20 protein-coding genes are annotated in these 15,991 nt (G+C 64.9%); 8 read left to right on the top strand and 12 right to left on the bottom strand.

Annotation, left to right across the window (positions count from 1 at the left end; translation table 11 throughout):
* Positions 1–20 precede the first annotated feature (20 nt).
* The 4 genes from KLP42_RS19545 to KLP42_RS19530 all read right to left on the bottom strand — a co-directional run bounded on the left by KLP42_RS19545 (position 21) and on the right by KLP42_RS19530 (position 3,047).
* Positions 21–278 (bottom strand): BQ00720 family protein, encoded by a 258-nt coding sequence (locus KLP42_RS19545; protein WP_142880789.1) that lies wholly within the window; start codon positions 276–278, stop codon positions 21–23.
* 43 nt (positions 279–321) lie between these two features.
* Positions 322–750, bottom strand: a complete 429-nt coding sequence (locus tag KLP42_RS19540) for an Hsp20 family protein (RefSeq protein WP_215568632.1) — start codon at positions 748–750, stop codon at positions 322–324.
* A gap of 146 nt (positions 751–896) precedes the next feature.
* Entirely contained in the window at positions 897–1,796 is a 900-nt protein-coding gene (locus KLP42_RS19535; protein ID WP_215568631.1) for a ribokinase, read from the bottom strand.
* Positions 1,797–1,853: 57 nt separating this feature from the next.
* Positions 1,854–3,047 carry a DNA recombination protein RmuC gene (locus tag KLP42_RS19530; protein WP_215568630.1) on the bottom strand — a complete coding sequence of 398 codons (1,194 nt, stop codon included), beginning with the start codon at positions 3,045–3,047 and terminating at the stop codon, positions 1,854–1,856.
* A gap of 123 nt (positions 3,048–3,170) precedes the next feature.
* On the opposite strand from KLP42_RS19530, the gene def reads away from it, so the two are divergent.
* The 5 genes from def to truA are packed head-to-tail and all read left to right on the top strand — an operon-like array spanning position 3,171 to position 6,222.
* Complete coding sequence (def, locus tag KLP42_RS19525) at positions 3,171–3,692, top strand: peptide deformylase (protein ID WP_215568629.1); 522 nt, start codon at positions 3,171–3,173, stop codon at positions 3,690–3,692.
* A 59-nt stretch (positions 3,693–3,751) separates the two neighbouring features.
* On the top strand, positions 3,752–4,042 hold the full coding sequence (locus tag KLP42_RS19520) for a FitA-like ribbon-helix-helix domain-containing protein (RefSeq protein WP_215568628.1): 291 nt from the start codon (positions 3,752–3,754) through the stop codon (positions 4,040–4,042).
* Positions 4,039–4,458, top strand: coding sequence for a PIN domain-containing protein (locus tag KLP42_RS19515; RefSeq protein WP_215568627.1), 420 nt, complete (start codon positions 4,039–4,041; stop codon positions 4,456–4,458). Before KLP42_RS19520 ends, KLP42_RS19515 begins: the two co-directional genes overlap by 4 nt.
* Before the next feature lie 19 nt (positions 4,459–4,477).
* The gene (fmt, locus tag KLP42_RS19510; RefSeq protein WP_215568626.1) at positions 4,478–5,413 is read left to right on the top strand and encodes a methionyl-tRNA formyltransferase; all 936 of its coding nucleotides are present in this window, start codon (positions 4,478–4,480) and stop codon (positions 5,411–5,413) included.
* Positions 5,413–6,222, top strand: a complete 810-nt coding sequence (gene truA, locus KLP42_RS19505) for a tRNA pseudouridine(38-40) synthase TruA (protein ID WP_215568625.1) — start codon at positions 5,413–5,415, stop codon at positions 6,220–6,222. The genes fmt and truA overlap by 1 nt, the downstream gene beginning before the upstream one ends.
* On the opposite strand, the gene KLP42_RS19500 is transcribed toward truA, so the two are convergent.
* Genes KLP42_RS19500 through dapD form a run of 4 tightly spaced genes read right to left on the bottom strand, consistent with a single transcriptional unit; the run spans position 6,169 to position 9,479 of the window.
* Positions 6,169–6,765, bottom strand: a complete 597-nt coding sequence (locus KLP42_RS19500; RefSeq protein WP_215568624.1) for a hypothetical protein — start codon at positions 6,763–6,765, stop codon at positions 6,169–6,171. The two genes, truA and KLP42_RS19500, sit on opposite strands and share 54 nt — an antisense overlap.
* Before the next feature lie 29 nt (positions 6,766–6,794).
* Entirely contained in the window at positions 6,795–7,412 is a 618-nt protein-coding gene (locus tag KLP42_RS19495; protein ID WP_215568623.1) for a hypothetical protein, read from the bottom strand.
* Positions 7,399–8,592, bottom strand: a complete 1,194-nt coding sequence (dapE, locus tag KLP42_RS19490) for a succinyl-diaminopimelate desuccinylase (protein WP_215568741.1) — start codon at positions 8,590–8,592, stop codon at positions 7,399–7,401. Before dapE ends, KLP42_RS19495 begins: the two co-directional genes overlap by 14 nt.
* A gap of 17 nt (positions 8,593–8,609) precedes the next feature.
* Positions 8,610–9,479: a 2,3,4,5-tetrahydropyridine-2,6-dicarboxylate N-succinyltransferase gene (gene dapD, locus KLP42_RS19485; RefSeq protein ID WP_215568622.1), complete on the bottom strand. Its 870-nt coding sequence runs from the start codon at positions 9,477–9,479 to the stop codon at positions 8,610–8,612.
* A 242-nt stretch (positions 9,480–9,721) separates the two neighbouring features.
* Between dapD and KLP42_RS19480 the strand changes: the two genes are divergently transcribed.
* Positions 9,722–10,591, top strand: a complete 870-nt coding sequence (locus KLP42_RS19480) for an LOG family protein (RefSeq protein ID WP_215568621.1) — start codon at positions 9,722–9,724, stop codon at positions 10,589–10,591.
* A gap of 61 nt (positions 10,592–10,652) precedes the next feature.
* Here the strand turns inward: KLP42_RS19480 and KLP42_RS19475 are convergent, their stop codons facing one another.
* Positions 10,653–11,342 carry a calcium-binding protein gene (locus KLP42_RS19475; RefSeq protein ID WP_215568620.1) on the bottom strand — a complete coding sequence of 230 codons (690 nt, stop codon included), beginning with the start codon at positions 11,340–11,342 and terminating at the stop codon, positions 10,653–10,655.
* Between the two features lie 106 nt (positions 11,343–11,448).
* Positions 11,449–12,159: a pyrimidine 5'-nucleotidase gene (locus KLP42_RS19470; protein WP_215568619.1), complete on the bottom strand. Its 711-nt coding sequence runs from the start codon at positions 12,157–12,159 to the stop codon at positions 11,449–11,451.
* Between the two features lie 134 nt (positions 12,160–12,293).
* Between KLP42_RS19470 and KLP42_RS19465 the strand changes: the two genes are divergently transcribed.
* Positions 12,294–13,196, top strand: a complete 903-nt coding sequence (locus KLP42_RS19465; RefSeq protein ID WP_215568618.1) for an EamA family transporter — start codon at positions 12,294–12,296, stop codon at positions 13,194–13,196.
* Between the two features lie 20 nt (positions 13,197–13,216).
* On the opposite strand, the gene argB is transcribed toward KLP42_RS19465, so the two are convergent.
* The gene (gene argB / locus KLP42_RS19460; RefSeq protein ID WP_215568617.1) at positions 13,217–14,104 is read right to left on the bottom strand and encodes an acetylglutamate kinase; all 888 of its coding nucleotides are present in this window, start codon (positions 14,102–14,104) and stop codon (positions 13,217–13,219) included.
* 312 nt (positions 14,105–14,416) lie between these two features.
* Between argB and KLP42_RS19455 the strand changes: the two genes are divergently transcribed.
* Positions 14,417–15,151, top strand: coding sequence for an anti-sigma factor (locus KLP42_RS19455; RefSeq protein WP_215568616.1), 735 nt, complete (start codon positions 14,417–14,419; stop codon positions 15,149–15,151).
* Between the two features lie 57 nt (positions 15,152–15,208).
* Here KLP42_RS19455 and yihA read toward each other — a convergent pair whose 3' ends face one another.
* Positions 15,209–15,862: a ribosome biogenesis GTP-binding protein YihA/YsxC gene (yihA, locus tag KLP42_RS19450; RefSeq protein ID WP_215568615.1), complete on the bottom strand. Its 654-nt coding sequence runs from the start codon at positions 15,860–15,862 to the stop codon at positions 15,209–15,211.
* Between the last annotated feature and the right edge of the window lie 129 nt (positions 15,863–15,991).

Raw genomic sequence — 15,991 nt, 5'->3', positions numbered from 1 at the left:
GGGCCGCCAGGGCGGGACCGTCAGTGCAGGCTGACGGTCTTGAGGTCGTCTTCGGCGGCCTTGAAGAAGGTGCTGGAGCGGTTGTCGGTGAGAAGAATCGGCGTGCCGTCGGCACCGAACAGCGCCCAGAGATCCAGGGCCGGATCGATCTGCGGCGCCTCGGGGAAGCAGCGGGTCACATCTTCGGAGCGCATCTTGCGGATATAGCCGACCTCGCCGGAGCCGAGATGGGCGAGTTCCGATTGCGTCAGCCGCGCGGTGGCGTTCTTGAGGAGCATTCCAGCCTCCGTATGAGGGGTACGGGCATTTCTGCCAGGCCTCTTACTTTGAAACCGAAATGTTAATTTTTCGCACCATGCGTTCTGGCTCGGGACGAATGAGATCGACCGACAGAAGCCCGTTCGTCAGTCTCGCACCCGAGACCTGCATGCCATCGGCCAGCACGAAAACCCGCTGGAACTGGCGTGCGGCAATGCCGCGGTAGAGATAGTCCTTTTCTCCCGTTTCCGCCTGCCGCCCGCGAATCGTCAACTGGTTCTCCTCGACGCTCACGTCGAGATCGTCTTCGGAAAAACCGGCGACTGCCAGCGTGATGCGAAGCCTTTCCGGCTCGCCCGCGGCTTCCGGCCGCATCCTCTCGATGTTGTAGGGCGGATAGCCATCATTTGCCTTGGCCAGGCGTTCGAGGGTCTTTTCCATGGTATCGAAGCCCAGCAGCAGAGGGCTGGTGAAGGGAGTCATGCGGCTCATCTCGCAGTCCTTGATAGCAAGCGACTTTCTGGCTGGCGCACCCGTGTGGCATGCGCTTTACGGTGAGCAATATGGTGTGCCGGAACGGCCAGTGCAAGTTTTGACCCCGACCGTTCCTGAAGTCACGTTCGCCCGGGACGACGCGTTCAGAGCCGTGCCGCGACCTCGGCTGCCGTCGGAATGGCCGGCTGGGCGCCGGGCTTCAGGCAGGCGAGCGAGCCGGCCACCGCCGCCCGGCGCAGGGCTGCGGCAAAATCCAGCCCCTGGTCGAGGCTTGCCGCCAGATAGCCGCAGAAGGTGTCGCCCGCGCCGACGGTATCGACCGGTTCGATGACGAGCCCCTTGGCCCGGAGCACCTCACCCGCATGAAGCGCCACGACGCCATCGCCGCCGAGCGTCACCACCAGAGTCTGGCCCGTCTTTGCATGCAGCGCCTGCATCTCGGCAAGACGCGCGGCATCGTCGAGGCCATGCTTGCCGATAAGAAGCTCGAACTCGGTCTCGTTTGCCACGAGGATGGAGGCGAGGCCGGCAAGCCGGATGGCGTCTGCCGTCAGGGGAGCGGTATTGAACAGTGTGCGGATGCCACGGGCCTTTGCGGCCTGCATGGCCGCCTCGACGGCGGCGGCCGGCACTTCCATCTGCAGCATCAGCGTGTCGCCATCCGCCATTCCGGAGAGGGCGGCGGCACCGTCTTCCGCGGAAAAGGTGCCGTTTGCGCCAGGCACGACGGCGATCATGTTCTCGCCATCGCCGCCGACCAGAATCAGCGCCGTGCCGGTGGGCTCGCTGACGCGACGCACGGCGGAGAGATCGGCGCCGGCCGCTTCCAGCAGCGCGAGCGCCGGCGTGGCAAAGGCATCGCTGCCGACGGCAGCCACCATGCGCACGGAACTGCCTGCGCGCTGGGCAGCAAGCGCCTGATTGGCGCCCTTGCCGCCGGCGGCGGTGGAAAAGCTGTCGCCCGCCACCGTTTCACCCGGCGCCGGCAGGCGCTCGGTGGTGGCGATGAGGTCCATGTTGACGGAACCGAAGACAGTGATCATGAGGTTTGAGGCCCTGCGTGCTGGTGTTTCCTGTGCGGCGGACACTGCCCGAGCCGGTCAATCCTCGTCAACCACCCTCAGCTTCAGAAGCCCGGTCCGGCTTTCGACGGCACGCTCCGCCGGCGGCTCGTGCGGTGTGGATGGCTTTGCCGCCGGCTGCTCCAGTTCGAGCGCGCCGATGCGGGCACCGCGGCGGGAGAGCTTGTCGGAGGAGGTGAGAATCTGCTCCACATCGCGCGTCACCGCCTGGAAATGCGCCTGCAGCTTGCGGGTGCGCTCGTCGAGTCGCAGCAGGTCTTCCATCAGCAGAGCCACCTCGCCCTGGATCAGGTGCGCCTGTTCGCGCATGCGCTGGTCCTTCAGCACGGCCTGGATGACCTGGATCGACAGCATCAGCAGGGAGGGGGAGACGATGACGATGCGGGCGCGCTGCGCCTTCTGCACCGCCCCCTCGAAATGCTCGTGGATTTCCGCGAAGATCGATTCGGAGGGCACGAAGAGGAAGGCGGTATCCTGCGTTTCGCCGGCAATCAGATACTTGTCGGCAATGTCGCGGATATGGGTTTCGAGATCCCGGCGAAACTGCTGGCCGGCGGCCTTGCGCGCCTCCGGCTGGGTGGCATCGCGAAAGGCGTGCCAGGCTTCCAGCGGAAACTTCGCATCGATCACCAGCGGCGGGGCGCCGTTTGGCATGTGGACGAGGCAGTCGGGTCTCAGCCCGTTGGAAAGCGTTGCCTGAAAGCTGTAGGCGCCCTGCGGCAGGGCATCCGCCACGATGGCTTCCATGCGGCCCTGGCCGAAGGCGCCGCGCGTCTGCTTGTTGGAGAGGATCGCCTGCAGGCCGACAACGTCGCGGGCCAGCGTCTGGATATTGCTCTGGGCGGCGTCGATGACGGCCAGCCGTTCCTGCAGCTTGCGCAGATTGTCGTGCGTGCTGCGTGTCTGCTCGGCAATCGTCGAGCCCAGACGGTGCGACATGCCGTCGAGCCGCTGGTTGATGGCGCGGTTGAGTTCCGACTGCCGGCTGCCGAGCGCCTCCGTCATGGCCGCGACGCGGCCCTGCATTTCCATCTGGGCCTGCATCAGTTCGGCCAGCCGAAGTTCCAGCCCGGTGCTCGCCTCGTCGCGCCCGCGTCGCAACAGCAGCGACAGGACCAGCCCGATGGCCAGGCCGCCGAGGAGAAACAGGCCGGCCGGGCCGGCAAGGAGTGCGAGGATCTGATCAAAGAGGCGAAGGCTGTCGTTCTGCATGGCGAAACGGTAGCGGAGTTTGGGCGGGGACGAAAGATCAAAACGGGAACAAATGTGTTTTGCCCAGCAAAACCCGCCTTTCGGCCAGTTTCCTCCTCCGAAAAGATGGAGTATGGGAGGCGCATGACGATCAAGCCCCTTATCATTCTTCCCGATCCCCTCCTGCGTCAGGTGTCCCAGCCGATCGAGCAGGTGAATGCCGACGTGCTGCAGCTGGCAGACGACATGCTGGAAACCATGTATGATGCGCCGGGCATCGGTCTTGCCGGCATCCAGATCGGTGTGCCGCGTCGCATTCTGGTGGTGGACGTCTCGCGCGAGGGCGAGGAGAAGCAGCCGCTGGTGATCATCAATCCGGAGATCGTCGCCTCTTCCGACGAGCGTTCGGTCTACGAGGAAGGCTGCCTGTCGATTCCGGAATACTATGCGGAAGTGGAGCGTCCGGCGGCGGTCACCGTCCGCCACATCGGCCGCGATGGCAAGGAACACCTGCTAGAGGCCGACGGGCTTCTCGCCACTTGCCTGCAGCACGAAATCGACCACCTGAACGGCGTGCTGTTCATCGACCACATTTCCCGCCTGAAGCGCGACATGGTGATCAAGCGCTTCACCAAGGCCGCCAAGTCGAAACCCAAGGCCATCTGACCGCTTGAAGCCTCTTCGTTGCCTTCCTATGATGGTGGAGACATCACGGAGGGTGGCCCATGGGTGACCTGTTGATCAAGGGAATTCCGGAAGCCATCGCGCAGGGGCTTTCGGAACGTGCAGAGCGCGCCGGCCGAACGCTCTCGGAAGAGGTGACGGTGATCCTTGGTGACGCACTGCAGCAGCCGGTGCCGAAGACCGAGGCAAAGGCGCTTTCCGCTTTTGAAGCCATTCGCGAAATCATGAAGCCGGAAAGCGAGGAAGAAGCCGCCCTCTATGCCGCGATCATGGATGAGATCGAGGCCAAGCGGAAATCGGATTTGGGCCGGCCATTCGAAGATTTCGAATGATCCTTCTCGATACGAACATCGTCCCGGAACTCGGCAAGATGCGGGTGGATAGCCGGGTTGCCGCATGGATGCACGGCACGTCTGTGGCCGAGGTTTATCTTTGCGATATCGTGGTCATGGAATTGTCCTATGGGGCCGAGCGCTTCTTTCGCAAGACCGGTTCCCGCCGCTATCACCAGAATCTCGCGGCGACTCTTGCCCTGTTTGAGGGGAAGATCTGCAACCTGCGACATCCGGATGCACACCGGGCAGGCGAATTGCGCGCCCGCCGCGATGCCATCGGCCGGCCGATGGGCGTGCAGGATGCGATGATCGCCGCCATCTGCCCTGGCCATGGCGCAAGCCTTGCCACCCGCAACACAAAAGACTTCGAAGGGCTTGATCTTCGGCTCGTAAACCCGTTTGAAGTCGGCTGACGACAACAGGACGGACTTCATGGCGCTGCGCATCATCTTCATGGGAACACCGGAATTTTCCGTGCCGACGCTGAAGGCACTGAAGGAGGCCGGCCACGAGATCGTTGCGGTCTATACCCAGCCGCCGCGTCCGGGCGGGCGCCGCGGGCTCGATCTGCAGAAGTCCCCGGTGCATCAGGCCGCCGAGGCGCTCGGGCTTCCCGTCTTCACGCCGGTGAACTTCAGGCAGGCCGAGGAGCGCGCCCATGTGCGTGCCCTGGGCGCCGACGTGGCCGTGGTGGTGGCCTATGGCCTGCTGCTGCCGGTCGAGGTGCTCGGGGCGACGCGGCTCGGCTGCTACAATGGTCACGCATCGCTTCTGCCGCGCTGGCGCGGGGCCGCTCCCATCCAGCGGGCGATCATGGCCGGTGACGAGAAGACCGGCATGATGGTGATGCAGATGGAAAAGGGGCTGGATACCGGCCCGGTGGCGCTGACCGCCGAAGTGCCGATCGGCCCCGACACCACGGCGGGCGCGCTGCACGACACCCTGATGCAGGTCGGCGCGACGGCCATGGTCGAAGCCATGGCGCGGCTGGAACGGGGAGACCTGCCGCTGACGCCTCAGCCGGAGGAGGGCGTGCTCTATGCCGCCAAGATCGAAAAGGGTGAGACGCGGATCGATTTTGCCCGGCCGGCCAAGGCGGTGCATGATCATATCCGTGGCCTGTCGCCCTTCCCCGGTGCCTGGTTCGAGGCCGGGATCAACGGCAAGCCGGAGCGCATCAAGGTGCTCGAAAGCACGCTGGCCGAAGGACAGGGGACTGCCGGCACGATCCTCGATGACCGCCTGACGGTCGCCTGCGGCGAGGGTGCGATCCGGCTGACGCGCCTGCAGAAGGCCGGCGGCAAGCCGCTGGCGGCCGAAGAGTTCCTGCGTGGCACGCCGCTCGCATCGGGCACGAGGCTCGCCTGATGCCGCGTTTCAAGATGACCGTCGAATATGACGGCACGCCCTATGTCGGCTGGCAGCGGCAGGACAACGGTCATTCGGTCCAGTCCGCAATCGAAGGGGCGATCCTGTCCTTGACGCGGGAGACGGTCAGCATCCGCGCGGCGGGGCGCACCGATTCCGGCGTGCACGCGCTGGGCCAGGTCGTGCATGCGGATCTTTCCCGCGACTGGGCGCCCTACAAGCTGCGCAATGCGCTGAACGCCCATCTGGCGCTTGCCGGCGAAAAGGTGTCGATCATTTCCGTCGAGGCCGTGCCGGATGTCTTCGATGCCCGGTTTTCGGCGCTCAGGCGGCATTATCTCTATCGCATCATCTCGCGCAAATCGCCGCTTGCCATCGAGGCGAAGCGGGCCTGGTGGGTGGCGAAGGAACTGGACCACGAGGCCATGCATGCGGCAGCCCAGAGGCTGGTCGGCCATCACGACTTCACCACCTTCCGTTCCGCCCATTGCCAGGCGAAAAGCCCGGTGCGCACGCTGGACCGCCTGGATGTCACCCGTCACGGCGATCTGATCGAGATCCGCGCCTCCGCGCAGAGCTTCCTGCACAACCAGATCCGCTCCTTTGCCGGAACGCTGAAGCTGGCGGGGGAGGGGAGGATGACGCCGCAGGATGTGCGCGATGCGCTCGATGCACGCGATCGCGCGGCCTGCGGCCCGGTCGCACCGCCGGAGGGCCTCTATTTCATGCAGGTGGACTATCCGGATGCCGGGATGTTAGCCCGGATAGACGTCCAGGAAACGCTCCAGGACATCGGAGATGAGGAGTGAGGGCACGATCAGCACCATGGTGATCGTCGCGATCATCAGGCGCTGCTCGCCGAGCACCATCCGGAAGATGCGCGACATCGCCACGATCAGCGCAACGATGGCGGCAAGCCAGATGAGCGCGACAAGGCCCGTCACCCCCGGCAGAACCACCAGCACGAGGCTCAGCACGCCGTAGAGATAGGAAAACGGCAGCGACAGCCAGTTGGTGACCAGCACGATGGCCGGGAAATGGCGGCCGATATCGAGCAGCAATGCCAGCACGCCGGCCAGGATCAGGGGCAGCAGCCAGTTGGCCGCTTCCAGCATCGCCATGCGCATAAAGAACACGGCCCCCAGCGACTGGCTTGGCGGCAGGCCCTGCATATAGGCGAAGCGCCACCAGACCCAGGAGAAGGCGATGGCCGGCATACACCAGGCAATTGCCCAGAAGGACCGCATCATGCCGCGGTCGGACAGGTCGAGATAGTGGAAGCCCGCGCGGTCGCCCTTGACCAGCAGCCACAGGCCGAAAAGGTAGAGTTTGACTTCAGAGAAGGATGGCAAGCGACAAGGCTCCGGGAGGGGTGATTGGTTCAGCCATAGGGAATATTCAGCCCCATCGACATTTCAAGGGTCCGGCTTACCCACCAGGGCAGAAGCAGAGTGGTGGCGACGATCATGATCCGCCGCCAGCGCGGCCCGCCGATGACGGTATGAGCAACCGGCCAGACGATCGCCAGCAGCCCGGCAAGCGCCGATGCCAGCACCGCAAGGCGCACAAGCCAGAGCCACAGCGTGCTGCCGCCGAGCAGCAGAAACAGTGGCAGGAGCAGCAGGTAGCCGCCATGAACGAGTGCGACGCCGCCCCAGTTCAGCATCACGATCAGCGGTCGCGCCAGCGGCCGAAGGCCAAGCGCAAGGCAGGCCAGCGAAGCCGACAGCAGCACCGCGCCCCAGGTGGCGACATTCAGCACCAGAACCTGATAGACGAAGACGATGTGCCAGCGTCCGGCATCGGGCAGCACCTGCAGGAAGGCGATGCGCCACAGCACGGCCGAGAAGAGGAAGGCCGGCAGGCAATAGAGAAGAGCGCGGAACGAGCCGATCACGCCCTCGTCGGAAATATCGAAATGAGAGAGGCCGCGGGCATCGCCGCGTGCCAGCAGAAGCAGCCCGCCGAGGTGATGGCGGATCTCCTCAGCTGGCCGCATGCGCGAACCAGCGGTCGATGAAGGTCTCGTAGATGGTCGTCAGCGTCTCCAGATCCGCCAGCGCCACCCGCTCGTCCACCATGTGCATGGTCTGGCCGACCAGGCCGAATTCCACCACCGGGCAATAATCCTTGATGAAGCGCGCATCCGAGGTGCCGCCGGTGGTGGAAAGTACCGGCACCTTGCCGGTCACGGCCTCGACGGCGCCGGACAGGGAGGAAATCAGCGCATCGTTGCGCGTGAGGAACACATGGCTCGGCCGCTCCGACCAGGTGATCTCGTAGCGGATCGGCGCACGGTCCGGACGCAGCGTCTGGTCTGCCGCTGCCGCGTCCAGCCGGCGCAGCAGTTCGGCCTGCAGGCTTTCGGCGGTCCACAGGTCGTTGAAACGCACGTTGAAATCGAAGCGCGCACGCGAGGGAATGACATTCGTCGCGCGGTTGCCGGTGTCGATGGTGGTGACTTCCAGATTGGTCGGCGGAAAGTTCTCGGTGCCGGTGTCGAGCGGCGGATGCATCAGCGCGGCGGCCATGGTGGTGACGGCCCGCAGCGGATTGTCCGCCAGATGCGGATAGGCCACATGCCCCTGCACGCCATGAACGGTGACGAAGCCGGAGATCGAACCGCGACGACCGATCTTGATCATGTCGCCCAGCTGGTCCGGATTGGTCGGTTCGCCGACAAGGCAGGCGTCCCAGCGCTCGCCCCTCTCTGCCGCCCATTCCAGCAGCTTGACGGTGCCGTTGATCGCCGGGCCTTCCTCGTCGCCGGTGATGAGGAAGGAGACCGAGCCCTTTGGGGCCCCGTGCTTGTTAATGTGGCGGGCAAGCGCTGCCACGAAGCAGGCAATGCCGCCCTTCATGTCGACGGCGCCACGGCCGAACATCTCTCCGCCGGCAATCTCGGCCGCAAAGGGCGGATGCGTCCAGGCCGCCTCGTCGCCCACCGGCACGACATCCGTATGCCCGGCAAACATCAGATGCGGGCCATCCGTCCCGAGGCGTGCATAGAGGTTCTCGATGTCCGGAGTCCCCGCCTCGCGGGCGGTGACGCGCTCGACGTTGAAACCGAGCGGCGCCAGCATCGCCTCAAGTGCGGCAAGCGCCCCGCCTTCCGAGGGCGTCACGGAGGGGCAACGGATCAGGGTGGCGAGGTTGTCGGCCGGGTTCGTCACGGACATCGGGATCATGCCTTCGATCAGTCGCGCAGCAGCTCGTTGATGCCGGTCTTGGAGCGGGTCTTCTCGTCGACGCGCTTGACGATGACGGCGCAATAGAGATGCGGTGCCGGCTGGCCATTGGCCATCGTGGCATTGGCGGAGGGCATGGAGCCGGCGACGACGACGGAATAGGGCGGTACTTCGCCATACATCACCTCGCCCGTGGCGCGGTCGACGATCTTGGTGGACTTGCCGATATAGACGCCCATGCCGAGCACGGAGCCTTCGCGGATGATGCAGCCCTCGACCACTTCGGAGCGCGCGCCGATGAAGCAGTTGTCCTCGATGATGGTCGGGCCGGCCTGCAGCGGTTCCAGAACGCCGCCGATGCCCACGCCACCCGACAGGTGCACGTTGGCGCCGATCTGGGCGCAGGAGCCGACGGTCGCCCAGGTATCGACCATGGTGTTTTCGCCGACATAGGCGCCGAGGTTGACGAAGGAAGGCATCAGCACCACGCCCTTCGAGACATAGGCCGAGCGGCGCACGACGGCATTCGGCACGGCGCGGAAGCCGGCGGCGCGGAACTGGTTCTCGCCCCAGCCTTCGAACTTGGAAGGCACCTTGTCCCACCAGGTGGAGGTGCCGGGGCCGCCCTTGACGACCTCCATGTCGTTCAGGCGGAACGACAGGAGCACGGCCTTCTTCAGCCACTGGTGCACCGTCCAGGTGCCGTCAGCACCGCGGGAAGCGACGCGCAGCGTGCCGCTGTCCAGCAGCGTCAGAGCCTCGTCGACCGCATCGCGGATCTCGCCCTTCGTGCTGATGGTCACGCTGTCGCGGTTCTCGAAGGCGTTTTCGATCGTTGCTTCGAGGGTGGCGAAGTCCTGGTTCGCGGGGCTGGTCATCGGAAGTCCTTGGCTGTCAAACGGAACGTGATGAGGGGAAGCTTTCTGCCGGCTGGCAAATTCTTGAGGATTGATCTAAGCGACCGCCTCTCGGGCGTCAACGTGGTTTGGCGTCGCGCGGCGTCGAGGCACGAGCGGGCGCGATTGCGTCTGCCGCCGGCATTTCGGCGGGAACCTACGGATTCGTAATCCATTGCGGGTTAGAACCTGTTTTTTGTGAGCATAAGGTGGAGGATTACCCCATGGCAGCGGGCAAGAGCGAAAGGCTGAGGCGCAAGGGCGGCGTGTTCGATCCGCTGAAGGACAGCTCGGTCGACAAGCTGCGTGCCCGCGCGATCCCTCAGACACCGCAATCGGTGTCGCCCTCCTACCGGCTGGCCTATGCCGACGAGGACTTTCTGTGTCGGGATGAGTTGCGGCCGGTGCGTCTGCAGCTCGAGTTGCTGAAGCCGGAGATGATCCTGACTGAAATGGGGATCAAGTCGACCGTCGTCCTGTTCGGCGGTGCGCGCATTCCGGCCCCCGGCGAGGAACCCTGGGCCGCGCGCAACGAGGTGCAGCGCAGGAGCCTGCAGCAGGCATCCATCTATTACGAGGAGGCACGCAAGTTCGCGGTCTTCTGTGCCGAGGAATCGGCCCGGCATGCGCATCAGGAATTCGTCGTCGTCACCGGCGGCGGGCCGGGCGTGATGGAGGCGGGCAATCGCGGTGCGGCCGAAGCCGGCGCGCCGAGCATGGGCCTCAACATCCTGTTGCCGCACGAGCAGGCGCCCAACCAGTATGTGACGCCGGCGCTCAGCTTCAACTTCCACTACTTTGCCATCCGCAAGATGCATTTCCTGATGCGGGCACGGGCGATTGCCGTCTTCCCCGGCGGCTTCGGCACGCTGGACGAACTGTTCGAAGCGCTGACGCTGATCCAGACGCGGCGCATGGAGCGGATTCCGCTGATCCTGTTTGCCGAAGCCTTCTGGCGCAGGATCATCAACTTCGAAGCGCTGGCGGAGTTCGGCACCATCGCGCCGGAAGACATGGAGCTGATCAGCTTCGTGGAGACGGCAGAAGAGGCATGGCAGGTGATTTCCGACTTCTACGAGCTCGACGCCGGCTGATCCGGACATAAAAAGGCCCGCCCCTGAGCGAAAGGGGCGGGCCGGACGTCGGCGGCGGACCTTACAGGGGGCGGTCCGGCAGGTCGTCGACGGTGATCAAACCATCCTTGTTGCGATCCATGCGCTCGAACATCTTGTTCATCGCTTCGGTCGCCTCGGCCTTGCTGATCTGGCCATTCTCATCCGTATCGATCATCCGCACCAGCGCAACGCCGGGCATCATGCCGCGCGGTCCCATCCCGCGGCGCATGTCATCGCCAGGGCCGTGATGGGGACCGCGCGGGCCGTCATTGTCGGCCATCTCACGGGGACCACCCTTGCCATGCGGACCCGGCGCACCGTCGGCGGGCGGCGGCGGGTTGTCGCCTTCGGCAACGTCCGGGCCCTTCGGGCCGCGACCCTCTGCCTGACGCTCGGCACGGCGCTCATCGCGCCATGCCTCCATGCGGGCTTCGTGAAACTTGCGCAGCTCGCCAGGCGTCACCACGCCGTCATTGTTGGTGTCGATTTCGGTGAACAGCTTGTCACCCCAGGCGAGCACCTCGTCCTTGGAGATCTTGCCGTCCTTGTTGGTATCGGCATTCTTCAGCAGGCGGACGAACATCATGTCCTGCATCATGCCGCGTGCGGGACCATGGCCGGGACCGCGATCCGGTCCGCCGGGAGCGGCAAAGGTGATTGAGGCTGCAGCGCCGGCCAGAACGGTGGCTCCGAGGGCTGCGAGGGCGAATTGGCGGGCCTTCATCGGCATGCTTCCTTTCCTTGGGTTCCTGTTTCAGGAAAAAGGTAGGGCGCGCCGTCGGCATTCACCACTTAAACATCGGTAATCTCGATGAAACTTTGGTAAGGTTGGCGGCTCAGGCCGCGTTCAGTGCCTGCAGGAAACCCGTCAGGTCGTCGGTCATGTAGTCGACGTTCGGATCTTCCGCGGAGGCCTGTTCCCAGCGCTCGATGACGAAGTCGCCGAGATTGCGCGGCACGAGAAGGATCGTCTTCATGCCGAGCGCGCGCGGCGCTTCCAGATTGCGCGGCAGGTCCTCGAACATCGCCGCATGCCGGGTGTCGACGCGGTTGAGACTGGCGAACTTGTCATAGGTCGCCCCCGCCGGCTTCGGCACGTAATCGGCCGCGACGATGTCGAAGATGTCGTCGAAATGGTCGAGAATGCCGAGCGCGCGCGCGGCTGCCTGCGCATGCGAGACGGTGCCGTTTGTGAAGATGAACTTGCGGCCCGGCAGCGCCTTGATCGCCTCGCCGAGTTCCGGGTGCGGCAGCAGCGCCGAATAGTCGATGGCATGCGCCCGTTCGAGAAAGGCGTTGGGATCGATGCCGTGATGCACCATCAGACCCTTCAGCGTGGTGCCGTGCTCGTGATAGTAGCGCTTCTGCAGGGCGCGAGCCTCATCCCTCTCCATCTGCAGCAGTTCCGCCACGAATGCCGTCATGTTGCGGTCGATCTGCGAAAACAGATTGACGTGATGCGGATAGAGCGTGTTGTCGAGATCGAACACCCAGTCGCGGACATGGGCAAAATCGGCGGGGTTCGGCATGGCGTTGAGCTGTGGCATGGCCGCTTTATGCACCGGGGCGCCGGCAAAGGGAAGCGGCAAAGCGGCGGGCGGCAAGCGTGCTGGCCGCCAGGCGAACCGATTGCCGTCGCGGCGGCCTTGGCGCTGTCGGGACCCCGTGCTAGCGCACGTGCATGGAACCCTGGATCCCCATCACCATTGCCGCCGCCTTCCTGCAGAACCTGCGCTCCGCCTTGCAGAAGCATCTGCAGGGCTCGCTTGGCACGCGGGGGGCAAGCTTCGTGCGCTTCGGCTACGGCTTTCCCGTGGCTGTTCTCTACGTGATCGCCCTGCATGCTCTGGCCGGCTATCGGTTGCCGGTGCCGACGCCCGGCTTCGCCATCTGGGCGGTGATCGGCGGTCTGGCACAGATCTATGCGACAATGATGCTGGTGCATCTCTTTTCGCTGCGCAACTTTACGGTCGGCACGGCCTATTCCAAGACGGAGCCGATGCAGGCGGCGCTGTTCGGCCTTCTGATCCTCGGCGAGCGCCTGAGCCTTGGCACCGTGATCGCCATCCTGATCGGCGTCCTTGGCGTGATGACCATTTCGGTCGCCCGCTCGCCGCTGACGGCCTCCAGTCTCATCCGCTCGCTCACCAGCCGGACGGCACTGATCGGCATTGCCTCGGGCGGGGTCTTCGGCATTTCGGCGGTGGCTTATCGCAGCGCCTCGCTGTCGCTCGATGGCCCGAATGCGGTGATGCAGGCGGCCGTGACGCTTGCCTGCGTGACGGGCTTCCAGACGCTGTTCATGCTGGGCTGGATGCTGCTCACCGATCGCGGCGAGATCGTCAAGGTGGTGCGCTCGTGGCGGACATCGTCCCTGGTCGGGCTCGCGGGCGTGGTGGGTTCGGCCGGCTGGTTCACGGCCATGACGCTGCAGCAGGTGGCCTATGTCAGGGCTCTCGGCCAGATCGAGCTGGTCTTCACCTTCATGGCCTCGGTCTTCCTGTTCAAGGAGCGGATCAACCGGCTGGAACTGGCGGGATGCCTGCTGATCGTTGCAGGCATCCTCGGTCTTCTGTTCTTCTGAACGCGGAGATCAGGCCGCAATCAGGGGACGATCAGCGTCCCCGCGCCGCCTTCGGTGAAGATTTCGAGCAGCACGGAATGCGAGGTCTTGCCGTTCAGGATGACGACGCCCTGCACGCCGGCACGGATCGCATCGATGCAGGTCTCGACCTTCGGGATCATGCCGCCGGAAATCGTGCCGTCCTTGATCAGCGCCTGGGCTTCCGCGACGGAAAGCTCCTTGATCAGGTTCTTGTCCTTGTCGAGAACGCCGGGCACATCGGTGAGGAACAGCAGGCGGTCGGCGCGAAGCGCGCCGGCAATCGCACCCGCAAAGGTATCGGCATTGATGTTGTAGGTGGCGCCGTCGCGGCCGGGCGCCACGGGCGCGATCACAGGGATCATCTCCGACTTGGCCAAGAGGTCGAGAAGCGTGCGGTCGACTTCCACCACATCGCCGACGAAGCCGAGATCCAGCACCCGCTCGATGTTGGAATCCGGGTCCATCACGGTCTTGCGCGCCTTTTCGGCGAAGACCATGTTGCCGTCCTTGCCGCACAGGCCGATCGCCCATTCGCCGGTCTGGTTGATGAGGGCGACGATTTCCTTGTTGATCGAGCCGGCCAGCACCATTTCGACGATCTCGACCGTCTTTTGGTCGGTGACGCGCAGGCCGCCCTCGAACTTGCTCTCGATGCCCATCTTGGCCAGCATCGCGCCGATCTGCGGCCCGCCGCCATGCACGACGATCGGGTTGACGCCCGACTGTTTCAAAAGCGCGATATCTTCCGCGAAGGCCTTGCCGAGCGTGGTGTCGCCCATGGCGTGGCCGCCATATTTCACCACGATGGTCTTGTTCTCGTAACGCTGCATGTAGGGCAGAGCCTGCGCCAGCAGCTGGGCCTGCATCTCGCTTTCGGACGTGGACATGATGTACCTCTGGAACGTGCGGTCCGGCCTTGTAACCCATGTTCTTGACGGAGGAAATAATCCGCGCGCAACAAATCGGCGTAACCGGGGGCACTGCGATCCTCCGGCAGAAAAGATGCCGGGCCGTGACGTGCATGACGCATTGACAGCCGCTGCGCCGCGTTGGATCCTTCGCCTTTGCGGGCTGTGTGAGGAGTGCCTGCGCGAAGGAGGATCTCGGCCGGGTGAGGGGGCAGGCGCTGGCGGTTGCGGCGCAGGTGCTGCGCGGCAGGTCGGGAATTGGGTGAACATGGCGAGAGAGTGCAGGGACCGATGAGCAGTCCGAACCAGAGCGAGGGCGATCGCGCCAGGGATGAAGTGCTGGCCGGCGAATATGTGCTGGGCGTGCTGTCGCCGGAGGGGCGTGCATGCGTGGAGGCCCGCATGCGCCGTGACCGTGCCTTCGCCGCCATCGTGGCGCGCTGGGAGCAGAACCTCGCCCCGATCGACGACGAATATGAGGCGCTCGCTCCGCCGGACTTTATCGTGCCCATGGTGGAACGGCGGATGATCGCGGCCCGCCAGAAGTCGTTTGCCCGGCCTACGCGCTTCGGTTCGCTGTGGGGCTCGATCGGGCTGTGGCGGACTCTCAGTCTTGCCTTCGGTTTCCTGTTCGTCGGCATGCTGTTCTTCAGCCAGCATCCGCCGGCAACCGGCACGGCGCCTGTCCCGCTGCGGCCGCTGGCGGAGTTGAAGGGGCAGGACAATCCGGTCAGTCTCGCCGCGCGCTACGATACCGGCGAAGGCCGCCTGAGCCTTGCCCCGATCGCCACCGTGGCCGCCGAGCAGCAGTCGCTGGAAGTCTGGGCGATTGATGGCAACGCGCCGGCTGTCTCGCTTGGCGTCTTGCCGCAGGCGGGAGATGGAGAGCTGCAAGTGCCGGACGAACTGCGCGCCCACCTCAAGCCGGGTGTGAGGCTGGCCGTCAGCCGCGAGGCCTATGGCGGCTCCCTGAGCGGCAAGCCTACGGGCAGCTTCATCGCCGAAGGCGTCGTCGGCGCGCCCTGACGGGATCGCGTTGCCGCGGTGGAGCGGGGCAGCGGCACGCCGGTGCCGTGCGTGGCATCAGGCCCGGTAGCCGACCGTTTCGGCGATCGCCTGGCGCAGGTCGTCCAGTCCCTCGACCTTTTCCGAGGAGGTGGCGAGCACCTGCGGATAGGCGGCAGGGCGCTTGCGGATCTTTTCCGTCGTCTCGCCGATCAGGCGGGGCACGGCCGGCGGCTTGATCTTGTCGGTCTTGGTCAGCACGATCTGATAGGAGACGGCTGCCTTGTCCAGCAGCGTCAGCACGTCCTCGTCATTCTTCTTGATGCCGTGCCGACTGTCGATCAGCACATAGACGCGCTTCAGCGTGGCGCGACCGCGCAGGTAGTCGAAGACGAGCTTGGTCCAGGCATCGACCTGATCCTTCGGCGCCTGGGCATAGCCATAGCCCGGCATGTCGACCAGCGCCATCGGCGGCAGGTCGTCGCCTTCACCGGAATAGCCTTCCGGAACGAAGAAGTTGAGTTCCTGCGTGCGGCCGGGCGTGTTGGAGGTGCGCGCCAGCCCTTTCTGGCCGACCAGCGCATTGATCAGCGAGGACTTGCCCACATTGGAGCGCCCGGCAAAGGCCACCTCCAGCGGTCCCTGCGGCGGCAGGAAATTCATGGAGGGAACGCCCCGGATGAAGATCCACGGCCGGCCGAAAAGCGGCCTTTCCTCTTGTGCTGCGTCCATGTCCGTACTGCCTGTCTTTGTCTCGGGTCAGGTTGTCGTCCGGCTTCCGGGTTTTCGGCCGCCATGTCAAGGCGCGGCGGCACATGCGGCCGGCCGGAAAGAGAAGACCCCGGTCGATGCCGGGGTCCC

The organism is Rhizobium sp. CSW-27 (genome assembly GCF_018760785.1).
Taxonomy (GTDB): Bacteria; Pseudomonadota; Alphaproteobacteria; order Rhizobiales; family Rhizobiaceae; genus Neorhizobium.
Note: the sequence above shows the minus strand (reverse complement) of the source record. Positions and strands in the feature narration are given on the sequence as shown.

What these genes read in the sequence shown, in the direction of transcription:
- KLP42_RS19545 (WP_142880789.1), bottom strand. Translation starts at nt 278, where the DNA reads ATGCTCCTCAAGAACGCCACCGCGCGGCTGACGCAATCGGAACTCGCC.
- KLP42_RS19540 (WP_215568632.1), bottom strand. Translation starts at nt 750, where the DNA reads ATGAGCCGCATGACTCCCTTCACCAGCCCTCTGCTGCTGGGCTTCGAT.
- KLP42_RS19535 (WP_215568631.1), bottom strand. Translation starts at nt 1,796, where the DNA reads ATGATCACTGTCTTCGGTTCCGTCAACATGGACCTCATCGCCACCACC.
- KLP42_RS19530 (WP_215568630.1), bottom strand. Translation starts at nt 3,047, where the DNA reads ATGCAGAACGACAGCCTTCGCCTCTTTGATCAGATCCTCGCACTCCTT.
- def (WP_215568629.1), top strand. Translation starts at nt 3,171, where the DNA reads ATGACGATCAAGCCCCTTATCATTCTTCCCGATCCCCTCCTGCGTCAG.
- KLP42_RS19520 (WP_215568628.1), top strand. Translation starts at nt 3,752, where the DNA reads ATGGGTGACCTGTTGATCAAGGGAATTCCGGAAGCCATCGCGCAGGGG.
- KLP42_RS19515 (WP_215568627.1), top strand. Translation starts at nt 4,039, where the DNA reads ATGATCCTTCTCGATACGAACATCGTCCCGGAACTCGGCAAGATGCGG.
- fmt (WP_215568626.1), top strand. Translation starts at nt 4,478, where the DNA reads ATGGCGCTGCGCATCATCTTCATGGGAACACCGGAATTTTCCGTGCCG.
- truA (WP_215568625.1), top strand. Translation starts at nt 5,413, where the DNA reads ATGCCGCGTTTCAAGATGACCGTCGAATATGACGGCACGCCCTATGTC.
- KLP42_RS19495 (WP_215568623.1), bottom strand. Translation starts at nt 7,412, where the DNA reads ATGCGGCCAGCTGAGGAGATCCGCCATCACCTCGGCGGGCTGCTTCTG.
- dapE (WP_215568741.1), bottom strand. Translation starts at nt 8,592, where the DNA reads ATGTCCGTGACGAACCCGGCCGACAACCTCGCCACCCTGATCCGTTGC.
- dapD (WP_215568622.1), bottom strand. Translation starts at nt 9,479, where the DNA reads ATGACCAGCCCCGCGAACCAGGACTTCGCCACCCTCGAAGCAACGATC.
- KLP42_RS19480 (WP_215568621.1), top strand. Translation starts at nt 9,722, where the DNA reads ATGGCAGCGGGCAAGAGCGAAAGGCTGAGGCGCAAGGGCGGCGTGTTC.
- KLP42_RS19475 (WP_215568620.1), bottom strand. Translation starts at nt 11,342, where the DNA reads ATGCCGATGAAGGCCCGCCAATTCGCCCTCGCAGCCCTCGGAGCCACC.
- KLP42_RS19470 (WP_215568619.1), bottom strand. Translation starts at nt 12,159, where the DNA reads ATGCCACAGCTCAACGCCATGCCGAACCCCGCCGATTTTGCCCATGTC.
- KLP42_RS19465 (WP_215568618.1), top strand. Translation starts at nt 12,294, where the DNA reads ATGGAACCCTGGATCCCCATCACCATTGCCGCCGCCTTCCTGCAGAAC.
- argB (WP_215568617.1), bottom strand. Translation starts at nt 14,104, where the DNA reads ATGTCCACGTCCGAAAGCGAGATGCAGGCCCAGCTGCTGGCGCAGGCT.
- KLP42_RS19455 (WP_215568616.1), top strand. Translation starts at nt 14,417, where the DNA reads ATGAGCAGTCCGAACCAGAGCGAGGGCGATCGCGCCAGGGATGAAGTG.
- yihA (WP_215568615.1), bottom strand. Translation starts at nt 15,862, where the DNA reads ATGGACGCAGCACAAGAGGAAAGGCCGCTTTTCGGCCGGCCGTGGATC.